The sequence below is a fragment of the Methylobacterium tardum genome, from assembly GCF_023546765.1.
GTDB classification, from domain to species: domain Bacteria; phylum Pseudomonadota; class Alphaproteobacteria; order Rhizobiales; family Beijerinckiaceae; genus Methylobacterium; species Methylobacterium tardum.
In genome coordinates, this window is record NZ_CP097484.1 from 458,860 (window position 1) to 485,103 (window position 26,244).

Below are 26,244 nucleotides of genomic sequence, written 5' to 3' on the forward strand. Positions count from 1 at the left end.
AAACCGTCAGCGCTCGCCTGCCTCGGACGGCGTGGCCTGCCAACGCGACGCGGCCTAGCTGCCGGCCTCAGCGGCTCCGGTACGGACCGTCGCCCTCGACCCGGTCGTAGACGCCGTGCCCGGTGCGCGCCCGGTAGGCGCGGCCGGCGATCTCCCCGGGGTCGGCGGTGTGCCGGGCTGAGAAAAACTCGTCTCCGGACGATAGGCTGGCCCCCAGCCGATCTCCTCGTCACCCGCAGGATCCTTGCCCGGAAAACCTGTGACGTATCCGGTGCTCTGCGCCAGCGCCGGACCTGCGGCGAGACCGATCAGGGCCGTCAGGGTGAAGCGCAGGGTTGTTCGCGATGGCATCGTCCGTATCCTCCATGTCCGATCCGCATGACGGATCCCATGGCGAGCAAACACCCGACCGTGCCGCGGGTTTTCGCAGCGTGCCGTCACGCCGCGGACGCGGCGGCACCCGGGCGATTCAAAAGCCCGGACAGGCCGAGCTGCCTCGACCGGGATACCAGCGCGGAGGCGGACCCGTCATGGAAGATTGGAAGGCGGGGCTTTGGGCGGAACTCCGCGCCATCGAGATCGCCACCGGCGACGCGGCCGCGGCACAATTGCCGGCCCTGCTCCGGCGTTTGCAGCGGCACCAGGCGAGGCTCGGCGGCAATCCGATGCTGGCGCCGTACCGCCGCTGGCGAATCCGGCGTCTCACCCGGGCCGTGGCGGATGCACGTTGGCACGCGGAGCAAGGCCGGGTCGCTCGCCTCGGCGGCCTGGATCCGCGCCGTTAGGGCGCGTCAGGCGGCGACCGGGCGCGCGGCGCGCCGGCCGGTCCGCGCCGCCGCGACCGGGCGAGGGGCGGAGACCTCAGGAAGGGTCTGATCCGAGCGCTCGGCACTGGGGGCCGGAAGGCGCACGAGGACGATGGTGCCGACCGAGACTTCGGAGCGGATCCGCAGCGAGCCGCCATGCAGCTCGACCATCGACCGCGTGATGGCGAGACCGAGCCCCGATCCCTTGTGACTGCGGGTCATCTGGGTCTCCACCTGCGTGAAGGGGCGACCGAGGCGTGCGAGATCGGAGCGCGGGATCCCGATGCCGTTATCCTCGACGAACAGGTGCGTGCGCGTCCCGGCGCGCCGCGCGCGCACCACGACCTCGCCGCCCGCCGGCGTGAACTTCAGGGCGTTCTGGATGAGATTCGCGAGGATCTGCTGCATCGCGTTCGGGTCGGCCAGCAGGTCGAGTCCCTGCGGGACGTCGACACTGATGGTGATCGCCTTCTCGCGGGCCGCGGCCTCGACGGGCGCGAGCGCGGCCGCGATGGCCGTTTCGGCGCAGATGGCGCGGGGATCCAGCCGCACCCGGCGCGCCTCGAGCCGCGCCATGTCGAGGATGTCGCCGATCATCGAGAGCAGGTGCGAGCCGCTCTCCCGGATGTCGCGGCAATATTCGGTGTAGCGCGGAGTCCCGAGCGGCCCGAGCACCGCGTTCTCCATCACGTCGGCGAAGCCGATGATGGCGTTGAGCGGTGTGCGCAGCTCGTGGCTCATGTTGGCCAGAAACTCGGACTTGGCTTGGCTCGCGGCCTCGGCGGCGGCCTTCTGGTCGAGGTAGCGCTCGGCGAGGTCGGCGAGTTGCTGCGTCTGCAACTCGAGGGTCCGGCGGGAGCGCTTGAGGTCCTTGACCGTCTCGATCAATTCCCGTTCCGAGGCCAGGAGCTGCTCCTGATTGCGCTTCAGGCTCGTGATGTCGGTCCCGACTGAGACGTAGCCGCCATCCTTGGTGCGCCGCTCGCTGATCTGGAGCCAGCGGCCGTCCGCGAGTTCGGCCTCGAAGGTGCGCGACGTCATTCCGATCAGGGCCCGGCCGGCATCGGGCGATTCGCGGCGGACCTGCGGGAGCACGCCCCGGCCCATCACGTCCATGTAGCTGCGGCCGGCCTGGGCATCCTCGGGGCTGAGGGCGTGGAGATGCCGGAACTTCGAATTGCACAGGACCAGCCGGTTTCCGGTATCCCAGAGGACGAAGGCCTCCGAGATCGCCTCGACGGCATCACGCAGGCGCATGTCGGCCGCTGCGTTGGTCTCTTCGAGCGCCCGCTGCTCGCTGATGTCGGTGGCGATGCCGACGAGGTGGCGGCCGCCATCGGCCGCGTCCGCGACGACCTCGGCCCGGGCGCGGAGCCAGACATAGGCCCCGTCGGCGCCGCGCATGCGGAAGGCGTGGTCGATGAAGGTCTGGTTGGCGGCAAGCCCCCGGGCGAGGCTGTAGAGATCCCCGTCGTCGGGGTGAACTAGGCCGTTGACGTCGCCGAAGGAAAGGTACTCGTGCTGCCGCCGGTAGCCGAGCAGGCTGTACATCGAGTCGGACCAGTAGATCCGCCCCCGGGCGACGTCCCAGTCCCAGAGGCCGCAGGCCCCGCGGCGCAGGGCCGTCTCAAGGCGGCCGCGGATCTGCTCGCGAGCCCGGTCGGCCCGTGCCGCCTGACGGGTCTGCAGGCCGTAGGCGAGGCCGACGCCGACGATGACCAGGGCCGCAGCCGCGATCAGGACGATCTGGTCGCGGGTCCGCGCGCTCCAGCCGCGCAGCAGTGGCTCGACCGGCTGGAGGACCGCCACCTGGCCGGCGCCGCCGGGCAGGCTGTGCACTGCGGCCAGCACGCTCTCGCCGCCCGGAAGCTCGAGAGCCATGGCGCCGGCGCGCTCGCCGAGACTCGAGAGCGGCTCGCCGTCGCCGAGCACCTGGGCGAGGGTCGTCAGGTCGGCCGGAAGCGGCGGATGGGCGGCGGCGATGCGCGTGTCGGGCCGGACCAGCAGCAGGCGCCGGCCCGGATAGCGACCGCTTTCCGGCAACAGGGTCTGGAGGTCCGACGCGACGGTCCCGGCGGGCGCGACCGCCCGCGCGGCCAGCCGAGCGAAGCCCTCGATCTCGGCGCGCGCGCCGGCCAGGATCTCGGCGCGTTGACCCTGGATGTGGAGCGCCGCCAGTCCGACGAGGCAGGCCAGGAACATCGCGAGCGTGCCCGGCACGGCATAGCGCAACCAGCGCTCCGCTTGGCCGAGCCGCGGATCCCGCGCCCGCATCGGCCACGAGACGGTGAGACTCGAATCCGCACGCGCGGAGAAGGAAGCGGAACCCGCCTCCGGCATGGCCGAACCTCGCCCGTGGGAGCTGCGAACCGGTCGAGGCGTCCTGCCCCCCCGAATCTGTGTGAATACAATCACCTCGGGGGGCCATTTGTCCACGGGTTTTTTGGCCCGAGGGATTGACGGACGCCCGGTGTTGCCGGGTCGCCCGATGAGAGTTTTCTACCGTAAGTTCAGCTACTTAGCCGTCTCCGAGAGTCCGTGCGAGGATGTCGGCGGAGTCCCGCGATAGGCCTGGGATCGCCTTGATCCAATTAAGCATTTCGACCGCCTTGGCGGCACGCGATTTTTCCAGCCGGCGCCAGGATCCGAACGCTGTCAGCAGCCGCGCGGCAACCTGTGGGTTGGCCGAATCGAGGACCGCGACCGTCTCGGCCACGCGTGAGAACCCGCCTCCGTCCTTCCGGGTGAACTGGGTCGGATTGCCGAACGCGAAGCTACCGATCAGGGCGCGGACCCGGTTCGGGTTGGTGATGGTGAAGGCGGGGTGGCTCTGCAGCCGGGTGATCCGCTCCAGCGTCCCGGCCTCGGGGATCTGCGCCTGAATAGCGAACCACTTGTCGAGCACGAGGGGCTCGTCGGCGTAGCGCGCGGCGAATTCCGCCAGGGCGGTCTCCCGGGTCTCGCCGGGTATCAGCGCGAGGGTACCGAGGGCGGCGAGGCGGTCCGTCATGTTGGTGGCTCCGGCCAGGCGCTCGGCGGCCCGCGCCGCGCCGGCCTCCGGATCGCCCGCCGCGACGAGGTCGAGGGCGGCGTTGCGCAGCGATCGGCGACCGGCGGAGGCCGCGTCGGGGCTGTAGGCAGCACCTGCGGCGGGGGCGAGGGCCGCGTCGAGGCGCTCGAGCCGTGACCGCAGCGCCGTCCCGAGATGCGCCCGCAGGTCATGCCGCGCCCGGTGGATCGCGTCGGGATCGACATCGGACGGCACGGCATCCGCCGCCTCGCCCTCGCTCGGCAGCGCCAGGACGAGGGCGGCGAAGGCCGGGTCGGCCAGGGCCTCGTCGCCGAGGAATCGTCCGAGCGCGGCCGCGAAGGCATCGGCGCGTCCCGGATCGGGGTCGAGGATCAGGCGGAGGCTCACGTCCTGGGCGGCCTGCCACCGGTTGAACGGGTCGCTGTCCTGCGCGAGCAGCCGCATGCTCTGCGTATCGGAGAGGGGGAGATCGAGCCGCACCGGCGCGGAGAAGTCGCGCAGGAGCGACGGGACCGGCTCCTCGGAGACGCCCTCGAACACGATCTCGGCCTCGGCCCGGTCCAGGACATAGACGCCGTCGCGCACGTCCGGGGAGCTCGCCTCGGTGAGCGGGCCGGACGCGCCGACGAGGCCGAGGGCGACCGGGATCACCAGCGGCGGCCCGTCCCGCCCCGCCTCTCCAGGCAGGCTCTGGGCGAACCGGAGCGCGTAGCGTCCCGCCGCCGGGTCGTAGGTGGCCGTGACGGCGAGGCGGGGCGTGCCGGGGCGCTCGTACCAGCGGGCGAAGGCGGACAGGTCGCGACCCGAGACCGCCGCGAAGGCCGCCAGGAAATCCTCCACCGTGGCGGCGCGCCCGTCATTGTCGGCGTAGTAGCGGTCCATGCCGGCCCGGAACGCCTCGGCACCCAGCAGCGTGCGCAGCATCCGGACGATCTCGGCGCCCTTGTCGTAGACGGTCGCCGTGTAGAAGTTGTTGATCTCCGCGTAGGCCCGGGGCCGCACCGGGTGGCGCAGCGGCCCGGCATCCTCAGGGAACTGGCGCGCTCGGAGCGAGCGCACCTCGCCGATCCGGTGCACCGGCCGGGAGCGCATGTCGGAGGAGAATTCCTGGTCCCGGAAGACCGTGAGACCCTCCTTCAGGCAGAGCTGGAACCAGTCCCGGCAGGTAACGCGGTTGCCCGACCAATTGTGGAAATACTCGTGGGCGATGATCGCCTCGATCGCGGCGTAATCCCCGTCGGTCGCCGTCTCGGGGCTGGCCAGAACGTACTTGTCGTTGAAGATGTTGAGGCCCTTGTTCTCCATGGCGCCCATGTTGAAGTCGGACACGGCGACGACGTTGAACACGTCGAGGTCGTAGGCGCGGCCGAAGGCGGTCTCGTCCCAGGCCATCGAGCGGATCACCGCGTCGAGGGCGTAATCCGCCCGCGGCTCCTTGCCCGGCTCGACATAGACCGCGCAGGTGACCGGACGCCCGTCCATGGTGGTGAACCGCGTCTCGACCTTGCCGAGGCGGCCGCCCACGAGGGCGAACAGGTAGGCCGGCTTCGGGTGCGGATCGTGCCAGACGGCGAAATGCCGATCCGCGCCGACGGATCCCGTTTCGGCGAGATTGCCGTTTCCGAGGAGAACCGGCGCCTCGGCCCGATCCGCCTCGATGCGCGTGGTGTAGACCGCCATCACGTCGGGCCGGTCGAGGAAATAGGTGATGCGCCGGAAGCCGTCGGCCTCGCACTGCGTGCAGTAGACCCCGCTCGAGCGATAGAGCCCCATCAGCTTGGTGTTGGCTGTCGGGTCGACCTCGGTGACGAGCCGCAGAGTGAAGGGCTTTCGGGGCGGCGCGAGAAGGCTCAGGCCGGCCGGACTCGCCGTGTAGGCATCGGCCGCGAGGGCCGTGCCGTCGAGGTCGACCGAGACCAGCCGCAGGTCATCGCCGTCGAGGTTGAGCGGCGCCCCTGCCTCACCCGCCGGGTTCGGGCGGAGCGTCAGGGTCGCGTCGATCCGGGTCGCGTGCGGGTCGAGGCGGATGTCGAGGTCGACGCGGTCGATCAGGTAGTCGCTCGGCCGATATTCCTCGAGGCGGATCAGCGGCGGCGTCTCGGTGCGCATGCGGCTCTCTCTCCGGGTGCGGTTCGGGCTCGTTCTGGTCCTTCGCGCCGCCGGGCGCAACGCGGTCGGACCGCGTCTTCTGGCGCCACAGGCCGCCGATCAGGCCGAGATTGGCCGTGGCCAGCAGGGCGAGCACGCCCCAGAGGGCATCGGGACCGATGCGGGTTAGCAGGTAGGCGCCCAGCGGCGGGCTGAGCGCCTGCGCGACGAGCCCCGGCCGTGCCAGGCGGCCGATCAGAGCGGCGTAGTGTTCCGGGCCGAACAGCGCGAGCGGAACCGTGCCGCGGGCGATGGAATAGACGCCGTTCCCGGCGCCGTAGAGGACGAGCGCCAGCCCGATCACCGGCAGGTGCGCCGCCAGCAGAACCAGGCCGATGGCGACGAGCGCGAAGGCGGCGGTCAGCGTCCAGAGCGGATGGTGACGCCCACGGCCGGAGATCTCGATCAGTCGGGCCCCGACCTGTGCCGGGCCGATCAGGCCGCCGTAGCCGACGGCCGCCGCGAGGCCGACACCGCGCGCCTGGAGCAGGGTGATCAGGTGGACCGACACCAGCGCCATGATCGCGCCGCCCAGCACGAGGACGCCGGCCATCAGCAGGACCGCTCGGCGCTGCCAGGGGACCAGCGGCGGCACCGGCCGGGTCACGCCGCCGGCCCCGAGGGCCTGTCCGGGCGCAGCGGGGATCGCCAGGAGCACGAGGGGCAGCGTCACCGTCAGATGCAGCGCCGCGTAGGTGAGGCAGGCGCCGCGCCAGCCGACATGCGCCACCAGGAACGCCGAGAGCGGCCAGCAGACGGTGCTGGCAAAACCGCCCAGAAGCGTCAGGGCCGTGATCGCCGGGCGCGCCTCCGCGCCGTAGAGCCGGCCGAGCGTCGCGTAGGCGGGATCGTATAGGCCGCAGCCCATGCCGAACCCGATTACGAGCCACCCGGTCAGGAAGACCGGCAGGGCAGGGGCGAGACCGAGGATCGTGAGCCCGGAGGCCAGGAGCAGGGCCGCCAGCGCCAGGACCGGGCGGCCTCCGCGCCGCTGGATGGCTGCCCCGACACGCGGCGAGACCGCGGCCGCGACCAGAAGGCCGACCGAGAGACCACCGACGATCCAGGCCAGCGGCCAGCCGGTATCCCGGGCGATCGGCTCGGCCAGCACGGCGGGCAGGTAGTAGGACGAACCCCAGGCGAGGATCTGCACCACGCCGAGGGCGGAGATCACAGGCCATCGCTTGGTGTGGTTGGCCATCAGGGCGTCGGCCCCGAGCCGGGAGCGCCGCGCGAAGAACGGCCCATCGCCGCGATCCTCGACGAAGAGGCGCCCCTCACGCCAGACCGACGCGGCGGCCGTGCTCGTCCACCACCGGCTCTCCGTCCTCCTTGATGAAGGCCCCCTGCTGCGGGGGAAGGAGCTCGAGCACGGCCTCGGAGGGCCGGCACAAACGGACGCCCAGAGGGCTCACCACCAGGGGCCGGTTCAGCAGAACCGGATGCGCCGCGATGGCGTCCAGAAGCCGGTCGTCCGGGATGGCCGGATCGCCGAGCCCCAATTCCGCGAACGGCGTGCCCGTCTCGCGCAGGATGTCGCGCACCGAGAGCCCGGCTCGCGCCAGCAGCTGCACGAGCAGGGTCCGGCTCGGCGGCGTCTTCAGGTACTCGGCGACGTGCGGCTCGATCCCGGCATTGCGGATCATCGCCAGCACGTTCCGCGACGTGCCGCAGGATGGGTTGTGATAGATCACGACGTCGAAGACGCTATCAGGCATGGTCCACCTCACGTGCCGCAGGGTCGGGGTTCGAGAAGGCCGCCACGGCCGGCGCGCAGACCTCGGGACGGCCTTGGCAGCAATCCGTCATGAGAAAGGCGATCAACCCGGAGAGAACCGGGTAGGCGGCGCTGTAGATGATCGAGCGCCCGGCGCGGCGGGACCGGATTAGCCCGGCCTGCTGCAGTTCCTTCAGGTGGAAGGAGATCGTGGAGGGCGACACGCCGATCGCCCCGGCTAGGCTTCCGGACGCCATGCCGTCCGGCCCGGCCACAACCAGCGCGCGTAGCGCTCGCAGTCGATGCTCCTGACCCAGCGCCACAAAGGCCGCCAGGGCTTGCGGTTCGTCCATCTTCACTTCAACATTCAAACCATCGTTTGATCATACGAGACCGCTGCATCGTGGACAAGTCCGAGCCGACCGCGCGTACGCTTCGTCCGACCGACGAGTTGCCCCATCTCAGCGCAGCCCATCTCCCGTTGCCGACGGCAGCGCAGCTACACGTTCCGGAACCGTTCCCACACGCGCCGCGCTTCCTGATTCTGTACGGCTCGCTGCGCGCGCGCTCGTACAGCCGCTTCCTGGCGCAGGAAGCGGCCCGGCTGCTGGAGGCCATGGGCGGCGACGTCCGGATCTATGACGCGCACGGGCTGCCGCTGCCCGACGACAGCACGGCGGATCATCCAAAGGTTCAGGAACTGCGGGCGCTCTCGCTCTGGTCGGAAGGCCAGGTCTGGGTTTCGCCGGAGCGCCACGGCAACCTGACCGGCGTGATGAAGAGCCAGATCGACTGGCTGCCTCTGAGCGAGGGCAGCGTGCGCCCGACGCAGGGCCGTACGCTGGCGGTGATGCAGGTCTCTGGCGGATCGCAGAGCTTCAATGCGGTGAACTCGCTGCGCCTGCTCGGTCGCTGGATGCGGATGATCACCATCCCCAACCAATCCTCCGTGCCGATGGCCTATCGTGAGTTCGGCGACGACGGTCGGATGAAGCCAAGCCCCCTCTACGAACGCGTCGTGGACGTGTGCGAGGAGCTGATGAAGTTCACCCTGCTGACCCGCGAGCGGGCGGATTATCTGGTCGATCGCTACAGCGAGCGGAAGGCCTCCGCGCCGGAACGAATGAAGGAGCTGGCCGCCGATATCGGCCTCGCCAAGCCCTGACGGACGCCTCACGGGTCCGGCCTTGCTGGAGCGGAGCGGGCGTTTGCCGTCGAAGCGGGCTACTCGACCGGCGGCGCGGCCCTAGCTAGCGCAGCAATCGGCCGGCCGCCCTGATGGCCGCCTCCTGATGCCGCCCAGGCACGGCCGGTCATGTCCGTACCCGCCGAGGGCGCCGTCAGAGCCCTCGCCAACAGAGGGATCGTCGCCCGATGGAATTTCTTCACACCATGGTCCGGGTCGCCGATCTCGACCGGGCGCTCGCCTTCTATGTCGACACGTTCGGCCTCCAGGAGGTCCGCCGCGTCGAGAACGAGAAGGGCCGCTTCACGCTGGTCTTCCTGGCCGCCCCCGGGGACGCCGAGCGCGCGAAGGAGACGAAGTCGCCGCTCGTGGAGCTGACCTACAACTGGGATCCGGAAACCTACACGGGCGGGCGCAATTTCGGTCATCTCGCCTATCAGGTCGGCGACATCTACGCCTTCTGCAGCCGGCTGCAGGAGAAGGGCGTCACCATCAACCGCCCGCCGCGCGACGGCTACATGGCCTTCGTGAAGTCGCCCGACGGCATCTCGATCGAGATCCTCCAGAAGGGCGGCGCGAAGGCGCCGCAGGAGCCCTGGGCGTCGATGGAGAACACCGGGAGCTGGTAACCGGCCTTGACCCGGACGGCGGCGCGGGCGCATCTGCCCGCGGATCAGCCGGCCGGGCGGCCGCTCCGGACGCGCGAGCGTCCGGGGAGGAAAGTCCGGGCTCCATGGAGAGACGGTGCCGGATAACGTCCGGCGGGGGCGACCCCAGGGACAGTGCCACAGAGAGCAGACCGCCCCGGATCCGTCCGGGGTCAGGGTGAAAGGGTGCGGTAAGAGCGCACCGCGGACGCGGCAACGCGGACGGCACGGCAAACCCCACCGGGAGCAAGACCGAATAGGGGCGGCGCGCCCTTCGCAAGAGGGGCAGGCCCGCTCTCCAGGCCAGTCGCCCGGGTTGGTTGCTCGAGGCGGTCGGCAACGACCGTCCCAGAGGAATGGCTGCCACGTCGGGGCGTGCAAGCGCTCCGGCCCTACAGAACCCGGCTTACAGGCCGGCTGATCCACAAGCCCTCAAAACAGAAGCCCCGCCAGTGCCTTACGGGCGACGCGGGCCCCGCAACCGGACGTCGGGTCCGATCAAATTTCCGGCGCGACGAAAACCTTCGGTTAACCTTGCCAGGGTCAGATCGGATCGCGCGGCAGCGCCAAGCTTGTGCGTTGACGATCCTCCGAGGCCCATGATACCCGGCATCCTCCCGTCAACGGCGTGTATCGGATCGCCGGGCGCAACCTGCCTCAGTGCAGGTCCCGTCCGAGCGCGGCGTTTTGCGCGCTCCGAATTCGATGCCGTTCCCGTCACGCGCGCCGCGCTCGCGCGGCCCGGTCCAGGGCATCATGAGACGCACGAGCCGCATCCGCGACCGGTTCCCCGGTCCGCGTCGCCCTTCCGCTCCGGTCTGCGTCTCCCGGCGGAGGTGCCCATGACCCGCCGCCGCCCTTCGGCTGAGCCTCCGGCCTCCGTCCGGCGCAGCGGCACCGAGTCCGAGGCCTCGTCCCCGTCGGCTCAGCCGCACGTGCCGGTGCTGCTCGGCGAGGTGGTCGCGACGCTCAGCACCGACGGCGGACTGGCCGTCGACGGCACGTTCGGAGCGGGCGGCTACACGCGCGCCCTGCTGGATCGGGATCCGGCCCTGCAGGTCGTGGCGATCGACCGTGATCCCACGGCGATCGCCGCCGGGCAGAGCCTGGTCGCCGCGTCGCGGGGGCGCCTCCGCCTGATCCCGGGCCGCTTCGGCAACCTCGACACCCTCCTGGCCGAGGCCGGTGTGGGGCAGGCCGATCAGGTGGTGCTCGACATCGGCGTCTCGTCGATGCAGCTCGACGTGCCGGAGCGGGGGTTCTCGTTCCGCAACGACGGCCCTCTCGACATGCGCATGGGCGGCGACGGCCCCAGCGCCGCCGACATCGTCAATGAATCCGACGAGACGGTGCTCGCCGACATCATCTACCATTACGGCGAGGAGCGGCGCTCGCGCGCCGTCGCGCGGGCGATCCACGAGGCGCGCCGCCGCGGCCGGATCGAGACCACAGCGCAGCTCGCCGAGCTTGTGGCCGGCGTGGTGCGGGCGGAGCCCGGCAGCCACATCCACCCGGCGACGCGGACCTTCCAGGGACTGCGCATCGCGGTGAACGACGAACTCGGCGAGCTGGTGCGCGCCCTGCACGCGGCCGAACGGGTTCTGAGGCCCGGCGGCCGCCTCGCCGTGGTGACGTTCCACTCGCTCGAGGATCGGATCGTCAAGCAGTTCTTTGCGGCCCGCAGCGGCCGCTCCGCGCAAGGGTCGCGCCACCTGCCGGGCGCTCCGGCCGAGGTGGTCCGCAGCTTCAACCTCGTGACCAAAGGCCCGGTCCTGCCGGGCGAGGCCGAGACGGCGCGCAACCCGCGCGCCCGCTCGGCGAAGCTCCGCGCGGCGGAGCGCACGGAGTCCGACGTGCCCGAGCCGCTCGCGGCGCTGACCGCCCTGGCAAGCCTGCCCGAAGCCGCCCGCGGGGGCCATCGCCGATGATCCGCCTCCTGAACCTGCTGGCCGTGGCCGGCCTCGTCGCCTCGGCGATCTACGCCTACTCGATCAAGTACGACACGCTCTACCAGGGCGGTCAGGTGTCGAAGCTGCAGACCGCCCTGCATGCGGAACGGCAGGCGATCGCGGTGCTGCGCGCCGAGTGGCAGCTCCTGACCCGGCCTGACCGGCTGCAGGCGGCGGTCGACAAGCATCTCGCCCTGGAGCCGATCGGCACGAGCCACCTGGCGCGCCTCTCGGATCTGCCCGCCCGTCCGGAGCGCGGCGACGAGATCGGACGGCTGCTCGCGGCCACCGCGACGCCCAAGGACAAGGGTGCGATCGAGCCGCGCACCACCGGCTCGATCACCCGCACCGTCACCACCACCCGCACCCCGACGACGGCTTCGAGGTAATCCCCGTGTCCGAAGACGCCGACCAGATCGCAGACGCGGCAGCCGAGACGCAGGCGGCCGACGCGCATGTTCCGGAGCACGAGGCCGCCCTGCTGGAGGCGGCGGCGCTGGTGCATGCCGCCAACGCGCCGCGCGTCCTCGCAGAGGACGAGCACGTCCCGGTGGATCGCGCCGAGCGGGCCAAGGCGTTCCTGCGCAGCATGTTCCGGCTGGCGATCGAGCGGTCGCACATGCGCGTCGCCCTGGTCGGCCTGGTCTTCGTCGCCGTGTTCGGGACGATCTCGGCCAAGCTCCTGATGATGGCGATCTTCGGCGAGCCGCCCAGCCAGGAGCACAGGGTCGCGGCCGCCTCCTCGACGGCGTTCCGGCCCGACATCGCCGACCGCAACGGCGAGATCCTGGCCACCGACATCCGCACGGTCTCGGTCTTTGCCGAGCCCGGCAACATCTACGATAAGGACGAGGCGGTCGAGCTGCTCACCGCGGTCCTGCCGGAACTCAACGCCACCGAGCTGCGGGCCAAGCTGGCCTCGCGCAAGGGCCGGAGCGGCGCCGGCTTCGTGTGGGTCAAGCGCGAGCTGACCCCGAAGCAGCAGGCCGAGGTCCACAGGCTCGGCATCCCGGGCATCGGCTTCCTGCCCGACCAGCGGGTCTATCCGAACGGCACGGCCGCCGCCCACATCCTGGGCGCGACCAATCTCGACGGCATCGGCATCGCCGGGATGGAGAAGTACATCGATTCCACCGGCCTCCAGGCGCTCAACAGCTTCGGGCTGGTCAACAAGCAGGCCGACCTGAAGCCGGTGCAGCTCTCCATCGATCTGCGCGCGCAGTTCGCCGTGCGCGACGAGCTGGCCTGGGGCATCGACCACTTCAAGGCCAAGGCCGGCGCCTCGATGATCCTCGACGTGAAGACCGGCGAGGTCATCGCGCTGGTCTCCATGCCGGATTTCGATCCGAACGATCCGAAGGACGCGCTGTCGCCCGACCGGATCAACCGGATGAATGTCGGCGTCTACGAGATGGGATCGACCTTCAAGGCGATGACGCTCGCCATGGCGCTCGATTCCGGCAAGTATAACGTCAACTCGACCTTCGACACCCGCGGCGGCGTGCTGAACTGGGGCCGGCAGAAGATCCACGAGTACCACGGCACCAACCGCGTCATCACCATGCCGGAGGTGTTCACCCACTCGCCGAACATCGGCTCGGCCAAGATGGCGCTCGGCGTCGGCGTCACCGGCCACAAGGCCTTCCTGAAGAAGATGGGCCTGCTCGACCGGCTGCGCACCGAGCTGCCCGAGAGCGCGGCGCCGATCGTCCCGTCCCGCTGGACCGAGATCAACACCATCACCATCGCGTTCGGCCACGGCATCGCGGTGGCGCCGATCCAGGCGGCGGCCGCGGTGGCGGCCATCGCCAATGGCGGCGACCTGATCACCCCGACCTTCCTGAAGGCGAATCCGGACGACAAGGCCCGCGCTACGCACGTGCTCTCGCCCCAGACCTCCGAGGCGATGCGCTACATTATGCGCCTCAATGCCTCCGAAGGCTCGGCCAAGAAGGCGGCGATCCCGTACTACTTCGTCGGCGGCAAGACCGGCACCGCCGAGAAGGTGATCGGCGGGCGCTACATCCACAACCGCCTGTTCACGACCTTCATGGCGGCGGCGCCGATGAACGACCCGAAGTACCTGTTCGTCACGATCATGGACGAGCCGCAGGGCCTGCCGGAATCCGGCGGCTACGCCACGGCGGCCTGGAACTCCGGCGTGGTCACCGGCAAGGTGATCGAGCGGGTGGCGCCGATCCTGGGCCTGCCGCCGCAGTTCGAGCCGCCGGTGAGGCCGTTCCCGCAGATGGTCAAGCTCAACGCCTACCACATCAACCAGCTCGGCGGCCCGTGATGGTGGCGTCATGAGCGCGCGGCTCGCCGACCTCTTCCCGGAAGCCTCAGGAGCGGCCGCCGACCTGACGGTGTCGGACCTGACCGCCGACAGCCGGCAGGTCGCGACGGGCACGGTGTTCGTGGCCGTGCCGGGCACCAAGGCCGACGGTCGCCGCTTCGCCGCGCAGGCCGCCAACCGCGGCGCGGTGGCGGTGGCGGGGGAGGGGACGCGCCCCGCCGATCTGCCGGAGGCGGTCGCCTGGATCGCGGTGGCCGACGCCCGCCGCGCCCTGGCCCTCGCGGCGGCGCGGCTTGCCGGCCGGCAGCCCGACACCGTGGTGGCCGTGACCGGTACCGCGGGCAAGAGTTCGGTGGCCGACTTCGTCCGCCAGATCCTGGCACGCCTCGGCCGCGAGGCCGCGAGCCTCGGCACCGTCGGGATCGTCACGAACCGCGGCGCGCAGTACGGCTCGCTCACCACCCCGGATCCGGTGACGCTGCACCAGACGCTGGCGCGGCTCGCCGCGGACGGCATCACCGACCTCGCCATGGAGGCGTCCTCGCACGGGATCGAGCAGCGCCGTCTCGACGGCGTGCGGCTCGACGCGGCGGGCTTCACCAATCTCGGGCGGGACCACCTCGACTACCACGCGAGCATCGAGGACTACCTCGCGGCCAAGCTGCGCCTGTTCACCGACCTGCTGCCGTCCGGCTGCCCGGCGATCGTGAACGCCGACGGCGCCTATGCGGACCGGGTGATCGCCGCGGCCGAGGATGCGGGGCGGCCGATCCGAACGGTCGGGCGCGGCGGCCGGGATCTGCACGTCGAGTCGGTCCGGACGGAGGGGTTCGCGCAGGCCGTGCGCCTGGTCTTCCAGGGGCGGGCCCGGGAGCTGCGCCTGCCGCTCGTCGGGGAATTCCAGGTCGAGAACGCCCTGGTGGCGGCCGGCCTCGCCCTGGCAACCCCGGCGGGTGCCGCCGATCCCGACGGCGTGTTCGCGGCCCTCGACCATCTCACCGGCGTGCCGGGCCGCATGGAGCGGATCGGCGAGGCCCGGGGCGGGCTCTGCCTCGTCGACTACGCCCACAAGCCCGAGGCGCTGGAGAGCGTGCTGACCGCGCTCCGCCCCTTCGCCTCCGGAAGCCTGGTCGTGGTGTTCGGCTGCGGCGGCGACCGCGACCGGGGCAAGCGGCCGCTGATGGGCGCGATCGCGCAGCGCCTCGCCGACACCGTGATCATCACCGACGACAATCCGCGCACCGAGGCGGCCGCCGCGATCCGTCGGGCGATCCTCGACGCCGCGCCGGGCGCGAGAGATCGGCGACCGCGCCGAGGCGATCCGCACGGCCGTGCGGCGTCTCGGGCCGGGCGACGTGCTGGTCGTGGCCGGCAAGGGTCATGAAACCGGCCAGATCGTGGGGGATCGGACGCTGCCGTTCTCGGACCACGAGGTCCTGCGCACGGCGATCGCCGAGGCGACCTGAAGGTGACCGGGGGCTGACCATGACCGCACTCTGGACGCGGGAGGAACTCGAGGCCGCGACGGGCGGGCGGCTGATCGGCGCCGAGCGCCCGATCGGTGGCGCCTCGATCGACACCCGCACGCTCCAGCCCGGCGACCTGTTCTTCGCCATCCGGGGCGACGCCCGCGACGGCCACGACTTCGTGGCCGACGCCCTCGGCCGCGGGGCCGGCGCCGCCGTGGTGGCCGAAGCCCGCGCCGGCGACCTCGCGCCTCATGGCCCGGTCCTGGCGGTCCCCGAGACGGGTGCGGATCCGGTGCTGACGGCGATGACCCGGCTCGGAGCGGCGGCGCGCACCCGCACGAAGGCCCAGGTCGTGGCGGTGACCGGCTCGGTCGGAAAGACCGGGACCAAGGAGGCCCTGCGCCACGTGCTCTCCGGGCAGGGCGAGACCCACGCCTCGGCGGCCTCCTACAACAATCACTGGGGCGTGCCCCTGACGCTGGCGCGGATGCCGCAAGCCACGCGCTACGGCGTGTTCGAGATCGGCATGAACCACGCGGCCGAGATCGTGCCGCTGACCGCCCAGGTCCGGCCCGACATCGCGCTGATCACCACGATCGCGCCCGCCCATATCGAGCATTTCGCCTCGCTCGCGGCCATCGCGGACGCCAAGGGCGAGATCTTCTCCGGCCTCCAGCCCGGCGGCGTCGCGATCATCAACCGCGACGTCCAGCATTTCGACCGGCTCGCGGCCCACGCGCAGGCCTCCCGGGCGGGACGGGTGATCACCTTCGGCGAGCACCCGGATGCCGACGTGCGCGCCCTGAAGATCGTGCTCCGCCCCGACCTGTCGGTCGCCGATGCCCTCGTGATGGGCCAGCCCGTCACCTACAAGCTCGGCACGGCCGGCCGGCACGCGGCGCTGAATTCGCTGGGTGTGATGGCGGTGGTCCACAGCCTCGGGGCCGACCTCGCACGCGCCGCCCTGTCGCTCGGCGGGCTGACGCCGCCGGCCGGGCGCGGCGAGCGCACCGCCCTCGAGATCGGCGGCGGCACCGCCTACCTGGTGGACGAGAGCTACAACGCCAATCCCGTGGCGGTCCGGGCGGCGCTCGCGACGCTCGCGGGGATCGAGACCGGGCCCCGCGGCCGCCGGATCGCCGTGCTGGGCGACATGCTGGAACTGGGCGCCGCCGCCCCCGACCTGCATCGCGGCCTTGCCGACGCGATCGAGGCGGCCCGGATCGACCTCGTCTTCGCGGCCGGCCCGCTGATGCGCCACCTGTTCGAGGCCCTGCCGGTGAGCCGCCGCGGCGCCGTGGCGGATACGTCCGCGGACCTGCTGGAACCGCTCGCCCGGACGCTCCGGCCTGGCGATGCCGTGATGGTCAAAGGATCGAACGGCAGCCGCATGGGCCGGATTGTCGAGGCCCTGAAAGCCCGCTACGCCGTCGACGAGGCGCGGCGCGCCCTGGCGACAGCCCCCTGACCGGCAGGCCCGCGCGTTCGAAGCGCGCGGAGCCGCCCCCCGAAACCCGCGCCTGAACAAAGGGGCCGAGCGCCCGAATGCTGTACCTTCTCTCGGACCTGAGCAGCAGCTTCACGCCGCTCAACGTGTTCCGCTACATCACCTTCCGCACCGGCGGCGCGCTGTTCACGGCGGGCCTGTTCGTGTTCTGGTTCGGGCCCTGGATCATCTCGCTGCTGCGCATCCGCCAGGGCAAGGGGCAGCCGATCCGCGAGGACGGTCCGCAGACCCATCTGCTGACCAAGCGCGGCACGCCGACCATGGGCGGGCTGATGATCCTGGCGGGCGCGATCGTGGCGATCCTGCTCTGGGCCAACCCGCGCAATCACTACGTCTGGGTGACGCTGACCGTCACCCTCGGCTTCGGCGCCATCGGCTTCTACGACGACTACCTCAAGGTGACGAAGCAGTCGCACAAGGGCTTCTCGGGCAAGTTCCGCCTGGCCCTCGAGGCGGTGATCGCGATGGCGGCCTGCCTGACGATCGCGGTCTACTCGCCGGCCGCGCTCCAGAACCAGCTCGCCTTCCCGGTCTTCAAGGACGCGCTCCTGAACCTCAGCTGGTTCTACCCGCTGTTCGGCGCCTTCGTGATCGTGGGCGCCGGCAACGCCGTGAACATGACAGACGGCCTCGACGGCCTGGCGATCGTGCCGGTGATGATCGCCTGCGCCACCTTCGGGTTCATCGCCTATCTGGTCGGCAACTCGTTCACCGCGAGCTACCTGCAGGTGAACTACGTCCGCGACTCGGGCGAGCTCGCCGTGGTCTGCGGCGCCGTGATCGGCGCCGGCCTCGGCTTCCTCTGGTTCAATGCGCCGCCGGCCCAGATCTTCATGGGCGATACCGGCTCCCTGGCCCTCGGCGGGCTCCTGGGCACCGTCGCGGTGGCGACGAAGCACGAGATCGTCCTGGCGATCGTCGGCGGCCTGTTCGTCCTCGAGATGATGTCGGTGATCATCCAGGTCGCCTCGTTCAAGCTCACCGGCAAGCGCGTCTTCCGGATGGCGCCGATCCACCACCATTTCGAGCAGAAGGGCTGGAAGGAGCCGCAGGTGGTCATCCGGTTCTGGATCATCGCCGTCATCCTGGCCATGGCGGGACTGGCGACGCTGAAGCTGCGCTGAGAAAATGTGATAGAGAGCCGCCTTAACTGGCTGATCCCACCCAGGTCCTCATCCTGAGGTGCCGTCGTGCAGCGGCGGCCTCGAAGGAGCCCTCCAGGGATCGCGCGCTCGCTGGAGGGCTCCTTCGAGGCTCGCTGACGCGAGCACCTCAGGATGAGGGAATTGGATGGGATCGGCCCGGCCCCTTTCGCTTCTCGAGCTTCCCATGACGCCCATCACCACCTTCGCCGACCGCACCGTCGCCCTGTTCGGGCTCGGCGGCTCCGGTCTCGCCACCGCGCTGGCGCTGAAGGCGGGCGGTGCCGGCGTGCGGGCCTGGGACGACAATGCCGACAGCCTCGCCCGGGCCCGTGAGGCCGGGATCGAGACGCAGGATCTGCGCGAGGCCGAGTGGTCGGGCTTCGCCGCGCTCGTGCTCAGCCCCGGCGTGCCCCTGACCCATCCGGAGCCGCACTGGAGCGTCCGGCTCGCCCGCGACGCGGATGTCGAGATCATCGGCGATATCGAGCTGTTCTGCCGCGAGCGCCGGGCCCACGCCGCCGGGGCGCCGTTCGTGGCGATCACCGGCACCAACGGCAAGTCGACCACCACGGCGCTGATCGCCCACGTGCTCGCGCAAGGAGGCCGCGACGTGCAGATGGGTGGCAATATCGGAACCGCGATCCTGTCGCTGGAGCCGCCCGCCGCCGGCCGCGTCCACGTGATCGAGATGTCGTCGTTCCAGATCGACCTGACGCCGAGCCTCGATCCGAGCGTCGGCGTCCTGATGAACATCACCCCCGACCACCTCGACCGCCACGGCACCATGGAGCAGTACGCGGCCATCAAGGAGCGCCTGATCCGCGGTTCGGACCTCGCGGTGGTCGGCATCGACGATGCGCCCAGCCGAGCCATCGCCGACCGGCGCGGCGCCGATCTCGTGCGCGTGCACGTGCCCCACGGCGAGACACTCTGCACCGACGCGCTGAGCGTGCGCGACGGGATCGTCCGCGATCCGGACGGTGCGGCGCTCGCCGACGTGAACGGGATTGGCTCGCTCCGGGGCGCCCATAACTGGCAGAACGCCGCGGTGGCCGTGGCGGTGGCGCGGGCGCTCGGCCTCTCACCCGCGGAGATCCAGGCCGGGCTGACCTCGTTCCCGGGCCTGCCGCACCGGATGGAAGAGGTCGGGCGGCGCGGGCCCGTGCTGTTCGTCAACGATTCGAAGGCGACGAACGCGGATTCGACCGAGAAGGCGCTCACGGCCTTCCGGGACATCCACTGGATCCTCGGCGGCAAGCCGAAGGACGGCGGCATTTTCCCGCTGGTGCCGTATTTCGAGCGGGTCGCCCACGCGTACCTGATCGGCGCCGCCTCCGATGCCTTCGCGGCGACGCTGGAGGGCGCCGTCCCCTACACCCGCTGCGAGACCCTGGAGGTGGCGGTCCCGAAGGCCGCCGAGAACGCTGCCGCCTCGGGCGCCCCGGAGCCCGTTGTGCTGCTCTCGCCGGCCTGCGCCTCCTACGACCAGTTCCGGAACTTCGAGATCCGCGGCAACCGTTTCCGGGAGCTGGTGCAGGCGCTGCCCTGAGGCAGCGCCGCCTCAGCGCGCCAGCACCTTGGCGGCGTCGCGGGTGGTGCCCACCGCCTGCGAAACGTCGGCCACGGACTGAACGATCGCCCCAATATTGCCGGTGATCGCCGTGACCGCCCCGGCAGCGCTCTGCATGTTCTCGGCGAGATCGCGCGTCACCGCGCTCTGCTCCTCGATGGCCGCCGCGGTCGCCACGACGGTCTCGCGCATCACCGAGACCGAGGTTCCGATCGAGCTCAGCGCTCCCACCACCTCCTGCGAGACGCGCTGCACGCTGGCGATCTCGCCGTTGATCTGCCCGGTGGCGCGCGCTGCCTGATCGGCCAGCGCCTTCACCTCGGAGGCGACGACCGCGAAGCCGCGGCCCGCCTCGCCGGCGCGGGCCGCCTCGATCGTGGCATTGAGCGCCAGCAGGTTGATCTGGCCGGCGATGTTCTGGATCAGGCCGACGATGCTGGTCATCGCGGTCGCGGTCTCAGCGAGGCGCTTGGTGTGGCCGTCCGCCTCCTGGACGCAGGCATAGGCGGTGTCGGTGGCGCCCTGCGAGCGGACGATGCTCTGCGACATCTCCGCCACGGACGCGGCCAGCTCTTCGGCCGCCGCCGCCACGGTCTGGACGTTGCCGGAGGTCGAGTCCGCGGCCGAGGAGGCCAGGGCGGCCGCCCGCGTCGAGTGCGTCACCGCCTGCTCGATCTCGCCGAAGTTCCGGTCGATCAGCGTGCGCAGGTCGGCGAGAAGGCGGACTTGGTCGGTGATGTCGGTGGCGAACTTCACAACCTTGTAGGGCCGGCCGGCGGCATCGAAGATCGGGTTGTAGGACGCCTGAATCCAGACTTCGCGACCGCCCTTGCCGACGCGCCGGAACTGCGCCGCCTGATAGGTCCCGTTCCGCAGCGCCGCCCAGAACGCGCGGTACGCCTCGCTGTCGCGCTGGCCGGGCTCGGCGAACAGGCTGTGGTGCTGCCCAATCACTTCCCCTCGTGTGTAGCCCATCGCGGCCAGGAAGTTGTCGTTGGCCTCAAGCACCGTACCGTCGAGGTCGAACGCGATGACGGCCTGCACCTTGTGGATGGCCTCGATCTGTCCCGCGCGGTCGGCCTCCTCGGTCCGCTGCTGGGTGATGTCGGTGGCGAATTTCACCACCTTGTAGGGCCGGCCGCGGCTGTCGAGCACCGGATTGTAGGACGCCTGGATACAGATCCTGCGGCCGCCCCGGCCGACCCGCTGGAACTGTCCGCTCTCGAACGTGCCCGAACGCAGGCGCTCCCAGAGCGCGCGGTACTCGGGCGAGTCCCGCTGCGCCGGATCCATGAACATGCTGTGGTGCTGCCCGACGATCTCCGGCAGCGTGTAGCCGACCACAGCCAGGAAATTGCTGTTGGCCGAGAGGATCTTCCCGGAGAGGTCGAACTCGATGACGCCCTGAACGCGGTCGAGGGCCGCGAGCTTGGCCTGCGCTTCACGGACGTTCAGGGCAGAGAACATGGCGAGGGAGCTTCCGCTTGGCGGATCCGGCATCGCCGAGCGGCACCCGGTTCAGGTGGCTCGCCGATCCGCAACTGACATCCAAGAGTTGCATCGAGGGTATTAACATAGAGTGATATCTGTTCTTTGGACGATGGAACTCGAACGACACGCGTGAGGTTTTCACCGCCTCTCGGGCGGTATCGGCAGCACCGACATCTGGCTTCGGCGCTCGACCGGCGCCACGGCACGGACAGAGTCGGCGGCGCAGCATCGCCACGCATAAGTCTCCGTTTACCATTCCTGCACAGGATCGACTCCGACCCGCGCGGATCGGCATCCGCGCGGCCTGGAGTCGTTGCCCGGCATGATGTCACGCGCGGAACGCACCCCCCTGACGGACTGGTGGTGGACGGTCGATCGCGGGCTCCTCGCGGCCCTGTTCGCCCTGATGGTGGCCGGGCTCGTCTTCCTGATGGGCGGCGGCCCGCCGGTGGCCGAGCGGATCGGCCTGCCGACCTTCTACTTCCTGAACCGGCAGGCGATGTATCTCGCCCCGACGATCCTGCTGATCTGCGCGGTCTCGTTCCTGTCCCTGCGCGGCATCCGCCGGCTCGCGCTGATCACCTGGGTCTGCGGCGTCGTCCTGTGCCTGCTCGCCGGCAAGTTCGGCCCCGAGATCAAGGGCGCGCATCGCTGGATCCAGTTCGGCTCCTTCGGCCTGCAGCCCTCGGAATTCGTGAAGCCGGCCTTCGTGGTCGTGGCCGCCTGGGCCTTCTCGGAGGGTGCGCAGCGCCGCGACATGCCGGGCGGCATCCTGGCGCTGCTGCTCCTGCCGATCACCATCGTGCCGCTGCTGCTCCAGCCCGATTTCGGCCAGACCATGCTGATTACCATGGTGTGGTGCGCGCTGTTCTTCGTGGCCGGCCTCCACCTGATCTGGGTGGCCGTCCTCGGCGTGCTGGGCCTTGGGGGTGTCTTCGCTGCCTACTTGTTCTTCCATCACGTCCGTGAGCGCTTCAACAAGTTCCTCGACCGGGATTCCGGCGGCGGCTTCCAGGATTTCTGGTCGCGCGAATCGTTCCGCTCGGGCGGCTGGTTCGGCACGGGCCCGGGGGAGGGCGTGGCCAAGCGCCACCTGCCGGACGCGCATACCGACTTCATCTTCTCGGTCACCGGCGAGGAATTCGGCGTGATCGTCTGCCTGTGCCTCGTGGCCCTGTTCGCCTTCATCGTGCTGCGCGGCCTCAAGCTCGCCCGGCGCACGGACGACACCTTCTCGCGGCTGGCGATCACCGGCCTGACCACGCTGTTCGGCCTCCAGGCCTGCATCAACATGGCGGTGAACACCCAGCTGATGCCCGCCAAGGGCATGACGCTGCCCTTCGTCTCCTACGGCGGCTCCTCGCTGATCTCGCTGGCGCTCGGCACCGGCTTCCTCGTCGCCCTGACCCGCAAGCGCCCCCGCACCGTGATGCTCAGCCAGAAGCCCCCCGGCACCGCGCCCGCTACCGTCGCCGGAGTGATGCGGTGACGGTCTTCACCCCCACGATCCTGCTCTGCGCGGGCGGCACCGGCGGCCACCTGTTCCCGGCCGAGAGTCTCGCCCACGCGCTGCGCGCCCGTGGCGTAAGGGTGGCGCTCGCCACCGATGCCCGGGTCGACGCGATCGCGTCCGAGTTCCCGGCCTCCGAGGTGGTGACCATCGCGTCGGCGACGCCGTCCGGCCGGTCGCCGCTGAAGCGGGCCGGCGCCGTGCTGACGCTCGGCCGCGGCTTCGGCGTGGCCGCCAAGGAGATCCGCCGGATCAACCCGGCCGCGATCGTGGGCTTCGGCGGCTACCCGACCGTCCCGCCGGTGCTCGCCGGTCAGATCCTGCGCGTGCCGACGATCCTGCACGAGCAGAACGCCGTGATGGGCCGGGCCAACGCCTTCCTGGCGCGAGGCGCCCGCGCCATCGCCACCGGCTTCAAGGTCGTGCGCGGCGTGCCCGACAAGGCGCAGGCCCCCCGGATCCACACCGGCAACCCGCTCCGCCCGGCCGTCATCGAGGCGGCCAAGACCCCGTATCCGGCCTTCGGCCCGGACGCGGTCCTGCGCCTCCTGGTGTTCGGCGGCAGCCAGGGCGCCCGGGTCATGGGCGAGGTCGTCCCCGAGGCGATCGCGCGCCTGACCGACGCGCTGCGCGCCCGGCTGCACCTCGTCCAGCAGGTCCGGCCGGAGGATCTGACGGCAGTGCAGAACCGCTACCTTGCCATGGGGCTCGCGGGGATCGAGGCGGCGCCGTTCTTCAAGGACCTGCCCGCCCGCATGGCGGCAAGCCACTTGGTGGTCTCGCGATCGGGCGCTTCCACGGTCTCGGAACTGGCGGCGATCGGCCGCCCGGCGATCCTCGTGCCGCTGCCCGGCGCGCTGGATCAGGACCAGGCCGCCAACGCCGCGACCCTCGAGGCGATCGGCGCGGCTTTGGCCGTGAAGCAGGCCGATTTCACGCCGGATCGCCTCGTGGCGGACCTCACCGCCTGCTTCGAGACGCCGGCAAAATTGACCGCGGCGGCCGATGCGGCCAGAAGCGCCGGCATCCACGACGCCGCCGAGCGGCTGGCCGAGGTCGTCATCCAGACGGCCGCCCGCACCTGATCCTCAAGGGATTTCGCACCGGCGATCCCGCCACCAGACGGTTCGACCCATGAAGCTGCCCGACAAGCTCGGACCCATCCACTTCATCGGCATCGGCGGCATTGGCATGTCCGGCATCGCCGAGGTGATGCACAACCTCGGCTATACGGTGCAGGGGTCGGACGCGTCCGACAACGCCAATGTCCGCCGTCTCGCCGAGAAGGGCATGCGCACCTTCGTCGGCCACAATGCCGACAACGTCGCGGAGGCCGCCCTGGTCGTGGTCTCGACGGCGATCCGGCGTGACAATCCCGAGTTGCAGGCCGCACGGGAGCGCCGTCTCCCGGTCGTGCGCCGGGCCGAGATGCTGGCCGAGCTGATGCGCTTCAAGTCCTGCGTCGCCATCGCGGGCACGCACGGCAAGACCACGACCACCTCGCTGGTCGCGACCCTGCTCGACGCCGGCGCCCTCGACCCGACCGTGATCAACGGCGGCATCATCAATGCCTACGGCACCAACGCCCGGATGGGCGCGGGCGAGTGGATGGTGGTGGAGGCCGACGAGTCGGACGGCACCTTCCTGAAGCTGCCGGCCGATGTCGCGATCGTCACCAACATCGATCCCGAGCACCTCGACCATTTCGGCTCGTTCGACGCCATCAAGGACGCGTTCCGGCGCTTCATCGACAACATCCCGTTCTACGGCTTCGCGGTGATGTGCATCGATCATCCGGTGGTGCAGGACCTCGTCGGCCATATCGAGGACCGGCGGATCATCACCTACGGTGAGAATCCGCAGGCCGACGTGCGCCTGATCGACGTGGACCTGCGCGGCGGCCAGAGCCGCTTCCGGGTGATGATCCGCGACCGTCGCCCCGGCTACCGGATGGAGATGGAGGATCTCGTGCTGCCGATGCCCGGCAAGCACAACGCGCTCAACGCCACGGCGGCGCTCGCCGTCGCGCACGAGCTCGGCGTCAAGCCGGACGCGATCCGCCAGGCGCTCGCCGGATTCGGCGGCGTGAAGCGGCGCTTCACCCGCACCGGCGAGTGGAACGGCGCCACGATCTTCGACGATTACGGACACCATCCGGTGGAGATCAAGGCGGTGCTCAAGGCCGCCCGGGCCTCGACCGAGCACGGCGTCGTCGCGGTCGTGCAGCCGCACCGCTACACCCGCCTCCAGTCGCTGTTCGGCGATTTCTGCACCTGCTTCAACGATGCCGACACGGTCATCGTCGCGCCGGTCTACGCGGCCGGCGAGCAGCCGATCGAGGGCTTCGACCGCGACAGCCTCGTGGCGGGTCTCCGCTCCCGCGGCCACCGCGACGCACGGGCGCTGGAGCGGCCGGAGGAGCTGGCCGGGATCATCGCGGACCTCGCCAAGCCCGGCGACTACGTGGTCTGTCTCGGGGCCGGCACCATCACCCAATGGGCCTACGCGCTGCCGGGCGAACTCGCCGCGCGGGGACGGTAGGCGCGGTGCATGAGCCTGCCCCGAGAGGCCTCTCGGGCCGGCGGCACCTTCGACCGTCTACACTGGGCTGCGCTCTGAGGATGAACCCGGCGGTGACTCTCCGGACCCCGGCCTCGCAGCGTCCGCTGCCACCCCGATGCGGCGACACCAGGATCGCCGCATCCCTCTTCCCGCAGGCGGGACGAGGGGAGACACACAGATGACCGCCTCTCTGCACGATCGCATCCGGGCCGCCGCGCCCGACCTCCGCGGGCGCCTGCTCGCCGACCAGCCGCTCGCCGACCTGACGTGGTTCCGGGTCGGCGGATCGGCCGAAATCCTGTTCACGCCGGCCGACGAGGAGGATCTCGCCCGCCTGCTCGCGTCCCTCGATCCGGACGTGCCCGTCACGGTGATCGGGCTCGGCTCGAACCTGATCGTGCGGGACGGCGGCATCCCCGGTGTCGTCGTGCGCCTCGGCGGCAAGGCCTTCGGCAGCGTTGCGATCGATGGCGACACGCTGGCGGTCGGCACCGCAGTCCCGGACATGCGCCTCGCCAAGGCCGCGGCTGAGGCCGGGCTCGACGGGCTCGCCTTCTATCGCGGCATCCCCGGCTCGATCGGCGGGGCCTTGCGCATGAACGCGGGCGCGCATGGTGGCGAGACGACCGACGTGCTGGTTGAGGCTCGCGGCATCGATCGCAAGGGGCAGGCGCGCACCTTCACCCACGCCGACATGGGCTTCTCGTACCGGCATTCGGGCGTGCCGGAGGATGTGATCCTCACGAGCGCCCTGTTCCGGGGCAGGCCCGGCGAACGGGCGGCCATCGAGGCCGAGATGGAGCGGGTCACCGCCGCCCGCGAGGCCGCCCAGCCGATCCGGGAGCGCACCGGCGGCTCGACCTTCGCCAACCCGGAAGGCGGCAAGGCGTGGCAGTTGATCGACGCCGCCGGCTGCCGCGGGCTGAGGCGGGGCGGCGCCCAGGTCAGCGAGATGCACTGCAACTTCCTGATCAACACCGGCAGCGCGACCGCGGCCGATATCGAGGGACTCGGCGAGGAAGTTCGTCGGCGGGTGCGCGAGACGAGCGGGGTCGAGCTGCGCTGGGAGATCCGGCGCATCGGCCGGCCCACCGGCGCAACGTGAGAGCGGTGTTCCGGACGCGCCGGTGCGGCCGAGATCCGATGCTCGGCTGCCGCGGCGACCGTTCGGGTGCGTTCAGATCCTGACTGAAGCAAACCTATTCGAGGT

The 26,244-nt window shown here is 70.8% G+C and carries 18 protein-coding genes, 1 other RNA gene and 2 pseudogenes; 15 read left to right on the forward strand and 6 right to left on the reverse strand.

Translation table 11 applies throughout. The annotated features are described in order from the left end of the window. Window positions 1-365 precede the first annotated feature (365 nt). On the forward strand, window positions 366-785 hold the full coding sequence (locus M6G65_RS02190; RefSeq protein ID WP_238196572.1) for a hypothetical protein: 420 nt from the start codon (window positions 366-368) through the stop codon (window positions 783-785). A gap of 6 nt (window positions 786-791) precedes the next feature. Here the strand turns inward: M6G65_RS02190 and M6G65_RS02195 are convergent, their stop codons facing one another. From M6G65_RS02195 to M6G65_RS02215, 5 genes and pseudogenes are all read right to left on the reverse strand, one after another. Beyond that, window positions 792-3,146, reverse strand: coding sequence for a PAS domain-containing sensor histidine kinase (locus M6G65_RS02195; protein ID WP_250103508.1), 2,355 nt, complete (start codon window positions 3,144-3,146; stop codon window positions 792-794). 178 nt (window positions 3,147-3,324) lie between these two features. Next, on the reverse strand, window positions 3,325-5,946 hold the full coding sequence (pepN, locus tag M6G65_RS02200; protein ID WP_250103509.1) for an aminopeptidase N: 2,622 nt from the start codon (window positions 5,944-5,946) through the stop codon (window positions 3,325-3,327). A gap of 82 nt (window positions 5,947-6,028) precedes the next feature. Next, window positions 6,029-7,186 (reverse strand): annotated as a pseudogene (locus M6G65_RS02205) (MFS transporter); the annotation flags it as partial. 76 nt (window positions 7,187-7,262) lie between these two features. Continuing rightward, the gene (arsC, locus tag M6G65_RS02210) at window positions 7,263-7,703 is read right to left on the reverse strand and encodes an arsenate reductase (glutaredoxin) (RefSeq protein WP_250103510.1); all 441 of its coding nucleotides are present in this window, start codon (window positions 7,701-7,703) and stop codon (window positions 7,263-7,265) included. Then, a complete protein-coding gene (locus tag M6G65_RS02215) occupies window positions 7,696-8,055 on the reverse strand; it encodes an ArsR/SmtB family transcription factor (protein WP_238196568.1) in 360 nt (119 codons plus the stop codon). The genes arsC and M6G65_RS02215 overlap by 8 nt, the downstream gene beginning before the upstream one ends. Window positions 8,056-8,105: 50 nt before the next feature. On the opposite strand from M6G65_RS02215, the gene arsH reads away from it, so the two are divergent. From arsH to murD, 10 genes and pseudogenes are all read left to right on the forward strand, one after another. After that, window positions 8,106-8,867: an arsenical resistance protein ArsH gene (arsH, locus tag M6G65_RS02220; protein ID WP_284042367.1), complete on the forward strand. Its 762-nt coding sequence runs from the start codon at window positions 8,106-8,108 to the stop codon at window positions 8,865-8,867. 209 nt (window positions 8,868-9,076) lie between these two features. Further along, window positions 9,077-9,517, forward strand: a complete 441-nt coding sequence (locus tag M6G65_RS02225) for a VOC family protein (protein WP_250103511.1) — start codon at window positions 9,077-9,079, stop codon at window positions 9,515-9,517. A 44-nt stretch (window positions 9,518-9,561) separates the two neighbouring features. Next, an RNA gene (gene rnpB / locus M6G65_RS02230) (RNase P RNA component class A) lies at window positions 9,562-9,960 on the forward strand. A 417-nt stretch (window positions 9,961-10,377) separates the two neighbouring features. After that, window positions 10,378-11,463 carry a 16S rRNA (cytosine(1402)-N(4))-methyltransferase RsmH gene (gene rsmH, locus M6G65_RS02235; RefSeq protein ID WP_250103512.1) on the forward strand — a complete coding sequence of 362 codons (1,086 nt, stop codon included), beginning with the start codon at window positions 10,378-10,380 and terminating at the stop codon, window positions 11,461-11,463. After that, complete coding sequence (gene ftsL / locus M6G65_RS02240; protein WP_192708515.1) at window positions 11,460-11,873, forward strand: cell division protein FtsL; 414 nt, start codon at window positions 11,460-11,462, stop codon at window positions 11,871-11,873. The genes rsmH and ftsL overlap by 4 nt, the downstream gene beginning before the upstream one ends. 5 nt (window positions 11,874-11,878) lie before the next feature. Beyond that, window positions 11,879-13,780, forward strand: a complete 1,902-nt coding sequence (locus M6G65_RS02245; RefSeq protein ID WP_430929539.1) for a peptidoglycan D,D-transpeptidase FtsI family protein — start codon at window positions 11,879-11,881, stop codon at window positions 13,778-13,780. A 10-nt stretch (window positions 13,781-13,790) separates the two neighbouring features. Next, window positions 13,791-15,246 (forward strand): annotated as a pseudogene (locus M6G65_RS02250) (UDP-N-acetylmuramoyl-L-alanyl-D-glutamate--2,6-diaminopimelate ligase). A 19-nt stretch (window positions 15,247-15,265) separates the two neighbouring features. Continuing rightward, the gene (locus tag M6G65_RS02255; protein WP_250103513.1) at window positions 15,266-16,717 is read left to right on the forward strand and encodes a UDP-N-acetylmuramoylalanyl-D-glutamyl-2,6-diaminopimelate--D-alanyl-D-alanine ligase; all 1,452 of its coding nucleotides are present in this window, start codon (window positions 15,266-15,268) and stop codon (window positions 16,715-16,717) included. 77 nt (window positions 16,718-16,794) lie between these two features. Then, window positions 16,795-17,880 carry a phospho-N-acetylmuramoyl-pentapeptide-transferase gene (gene mraY, locus M6G65_RS02260; RefSeq protein ID WP_238196563.1) on the forward strand — a complete coding sequence of 362 codons (1,086 nt, stop codon included), beginning with the start codon at window positions 16,795-16,797 and terminating at the stop codon, window positions 17,878-17,880. Window positions 17,881-18,085: 205 nt separating this feature from the next. Beyond that, the gene (gene murD, locus M6G65_RS02265; RefSeq protein WP_238196562.1) at window positions 18,086-19,450 is read left to right on the forward strand and encodes a UDP-N-acetylmuramoyl-L-alanine--D-glutamate ligase; all 1,365 of its coding nucleotides are present in this window, start codon (window positions 18,086-18,088) and stop codon (window positions 19,448-19,450) included. A 12-nt stretch (window positions 19,451-19,462) separates the two neighbouring features. Here the strand turns inward: murD and M6G65_RS02270 are convergent, their stop codons facing one another. Continuing rightward, window positions 19,463-20,938, reverse strand: coding sequence for a methyl-accepting chemotaxis protein (locus M6G65_RS02270; RefSeq protein WP_250103514.1), 1,476 nt, complete (start codon window positions 20,936-20,938; stop codon window positions 19,463-19,465). 346 nt (window positions 20,939-21,284) lie between these two features. On the opposite strand from M6G65_RS02270, the gene M6G65_RS02275 reads away from it, so the two are divergent. From M6G65_RS02275 to murB, 4 genes are all read left to right on the forward strand, one after another. Continuing rightward, window positions 21,285-22,451, forward strand: coding sequence for an FtsW/RodA/SpoVE family cell cycle protein (locus M6G65_RS02275; RefSeq protein ID WP_192708521.1), 1,167 nt, complete (start codon window positions 21,285-21,287; stop codon window positions 22,449-22,451). Next, on the forward strand, window positions 22,448-23,557 hold the full coding sequence (gene murG, locus M6G65_RS02280) for an undecaprenyldiphospho-muramoylpentapeptide beta-N-acetylglucosaminyltransferase (protein WP_238196560.1): 1,110 nt from the start codon (window positions 22,448-22,450) through the stop codon (window positions 23,555-23,557). The genes M6G65_RS02275 and murG overlap by 4 nt, the downstream gene beginning before the upstream one ends. A gap of 49 nt (window positions 23,558-23,606) precedes the next feature. Next, window positions 23,607-25,013 (forward strand): UDP-N-acetylmuramate--L-alanine ligase, encoded by a 1,407-nt coding sequence (gene murC, locus M6G65_RS02285; protein ID WP_250103515.1) that lies wholly within the window; start codon window positions 23,607-23,609, stop codon window positions 25,011-25,013. Window positions 25,014-25,212: 199 nt separating this feature from the next. Further along, window positions 25,213-26,139 (forward strand): UDP-N-acetylmuramate dehydrogenase, encoded by a 927-nt coding sequence (gene murB / locus M6G65_RS02290; RefSeq protein ID WP_238196558.1) that lies wholly within the window; start codon window positions 25,213-25,215, stop codon window positions 26,137-26,139. The last annotated feature ends 105 nt before the right edge of the window (window positions 26,140-26,244 follow it).

What these genes read in the sequence shown, in the direction of transcription:
- arsC (WP_250103510.1), bottom strand. Translation starts at nt 7,703, where the DNA reads ATGCCTGATAGCGTCTTCGACGTCGTGATCTATCACAACCCATCCTGC.
- pepN (WP_250103509.1), bottom strand. Translation starts at nt 5,946, where the DNA reads ATGCGCACCGAGACGCCGCCGCTGATCCGCCTCGAGGAATATCGGCCG.
- M6G65_RS02190 (WP_238196572.1), top strand. Translation starts at nt 366, where the DNA reads ATGTCCGATCCGCATGACGGATCCCATGGCGAGCAAACACCCGACCGT.
- ftsL (WP_192708515.1), top strand. Translation starts at nt 11,460, where the DNA reads ATGATCCGCCTCCTGAACCTGCTGGCCGTGGCCGGCCTCGTCGCCTCG.
- M6G65_RS02270 (WP_250103514.1), bottom strand. Translation starts at nt 20,938, where the DNA reads ATGTTCTCTGCCCTGAACGTCCGTGAAGCGCAGGCCAAGCTCGCGGCC.
- M6G65_RS02225 (WP_250103511.1), top strand. Translation starts at nt 9,077, where the DNA reads ATGGAATTTCTTCACACCATGGTCCGGGTCGCCGATCTCGACCGGGCG.
- M6G65_RS02275 (WP_192708521.1), top strand. Translation starts at nt 21,285, where the DNA reads ATGATGTCACGCGCGGAACGCACCCCCCTGACGGACTGGTGGTGGACG.
- murB (WP_238196558.1), top strand. Translation starts at nt 25,213, where the DNA reads ATGACCGCCTCTCTGCACGATCGCATCCGGGCCGCCGCGCCCGACCTC.
- M6G65_RS02195 (WP_250103508.1), bottom strand. Translation starts at nt 3,146, where the DNA reads ATGCCGGAGGCGGGTTCCGCTTCCTTCTCCGCGCGTGCGGATTCGAGT.
- rsmH (WP_250103512.1), top strand. Translation starts at nt 10,378, where the DNA reads ATGACCCGCCGCCGCCCTTCGGCTGAGCCTCCGGCCTCCGTCCGGCGC.
- M6G65_RS02215 (WP_238196568.1), bottom strand. Translation starts at nt 8,055, where the DNA reads ATGGACGAACCGCAAGCCCTGGCGGCCTTTGTGGCGCTGGGTCAGGAG.
- M6G65_RS02255 (WP_250103513.1), top strand. Translation starts at nt 15,266, where the DNA reads ATGACCGCACTCTGGACGCGGGAGGAACTCGAGGCCGCGACGGGCGGG.
- mraY (WP_238196563.1), top strand. Translation starts at nt 16,795, where the DNA reads ATGCTGTACCTTCTCTCGGACCTGAGCAGCAGCTTCACGCCGCTCAAC.
- murD (WP_238196562.1), top strand. Translation starts at nt 18,086, where the DNA reads ATGACGCCCATCACCACCTTCGCCGACCGCACCGTCGCCCTGTTCGGG.
- murC (WP_250103515.1), top strand. Translation starts at nt 23,607, where the DNA reads ATGAAGCTGCCCGACAAGCTCGGACCCATCCACTTCATCGGCATCGGC.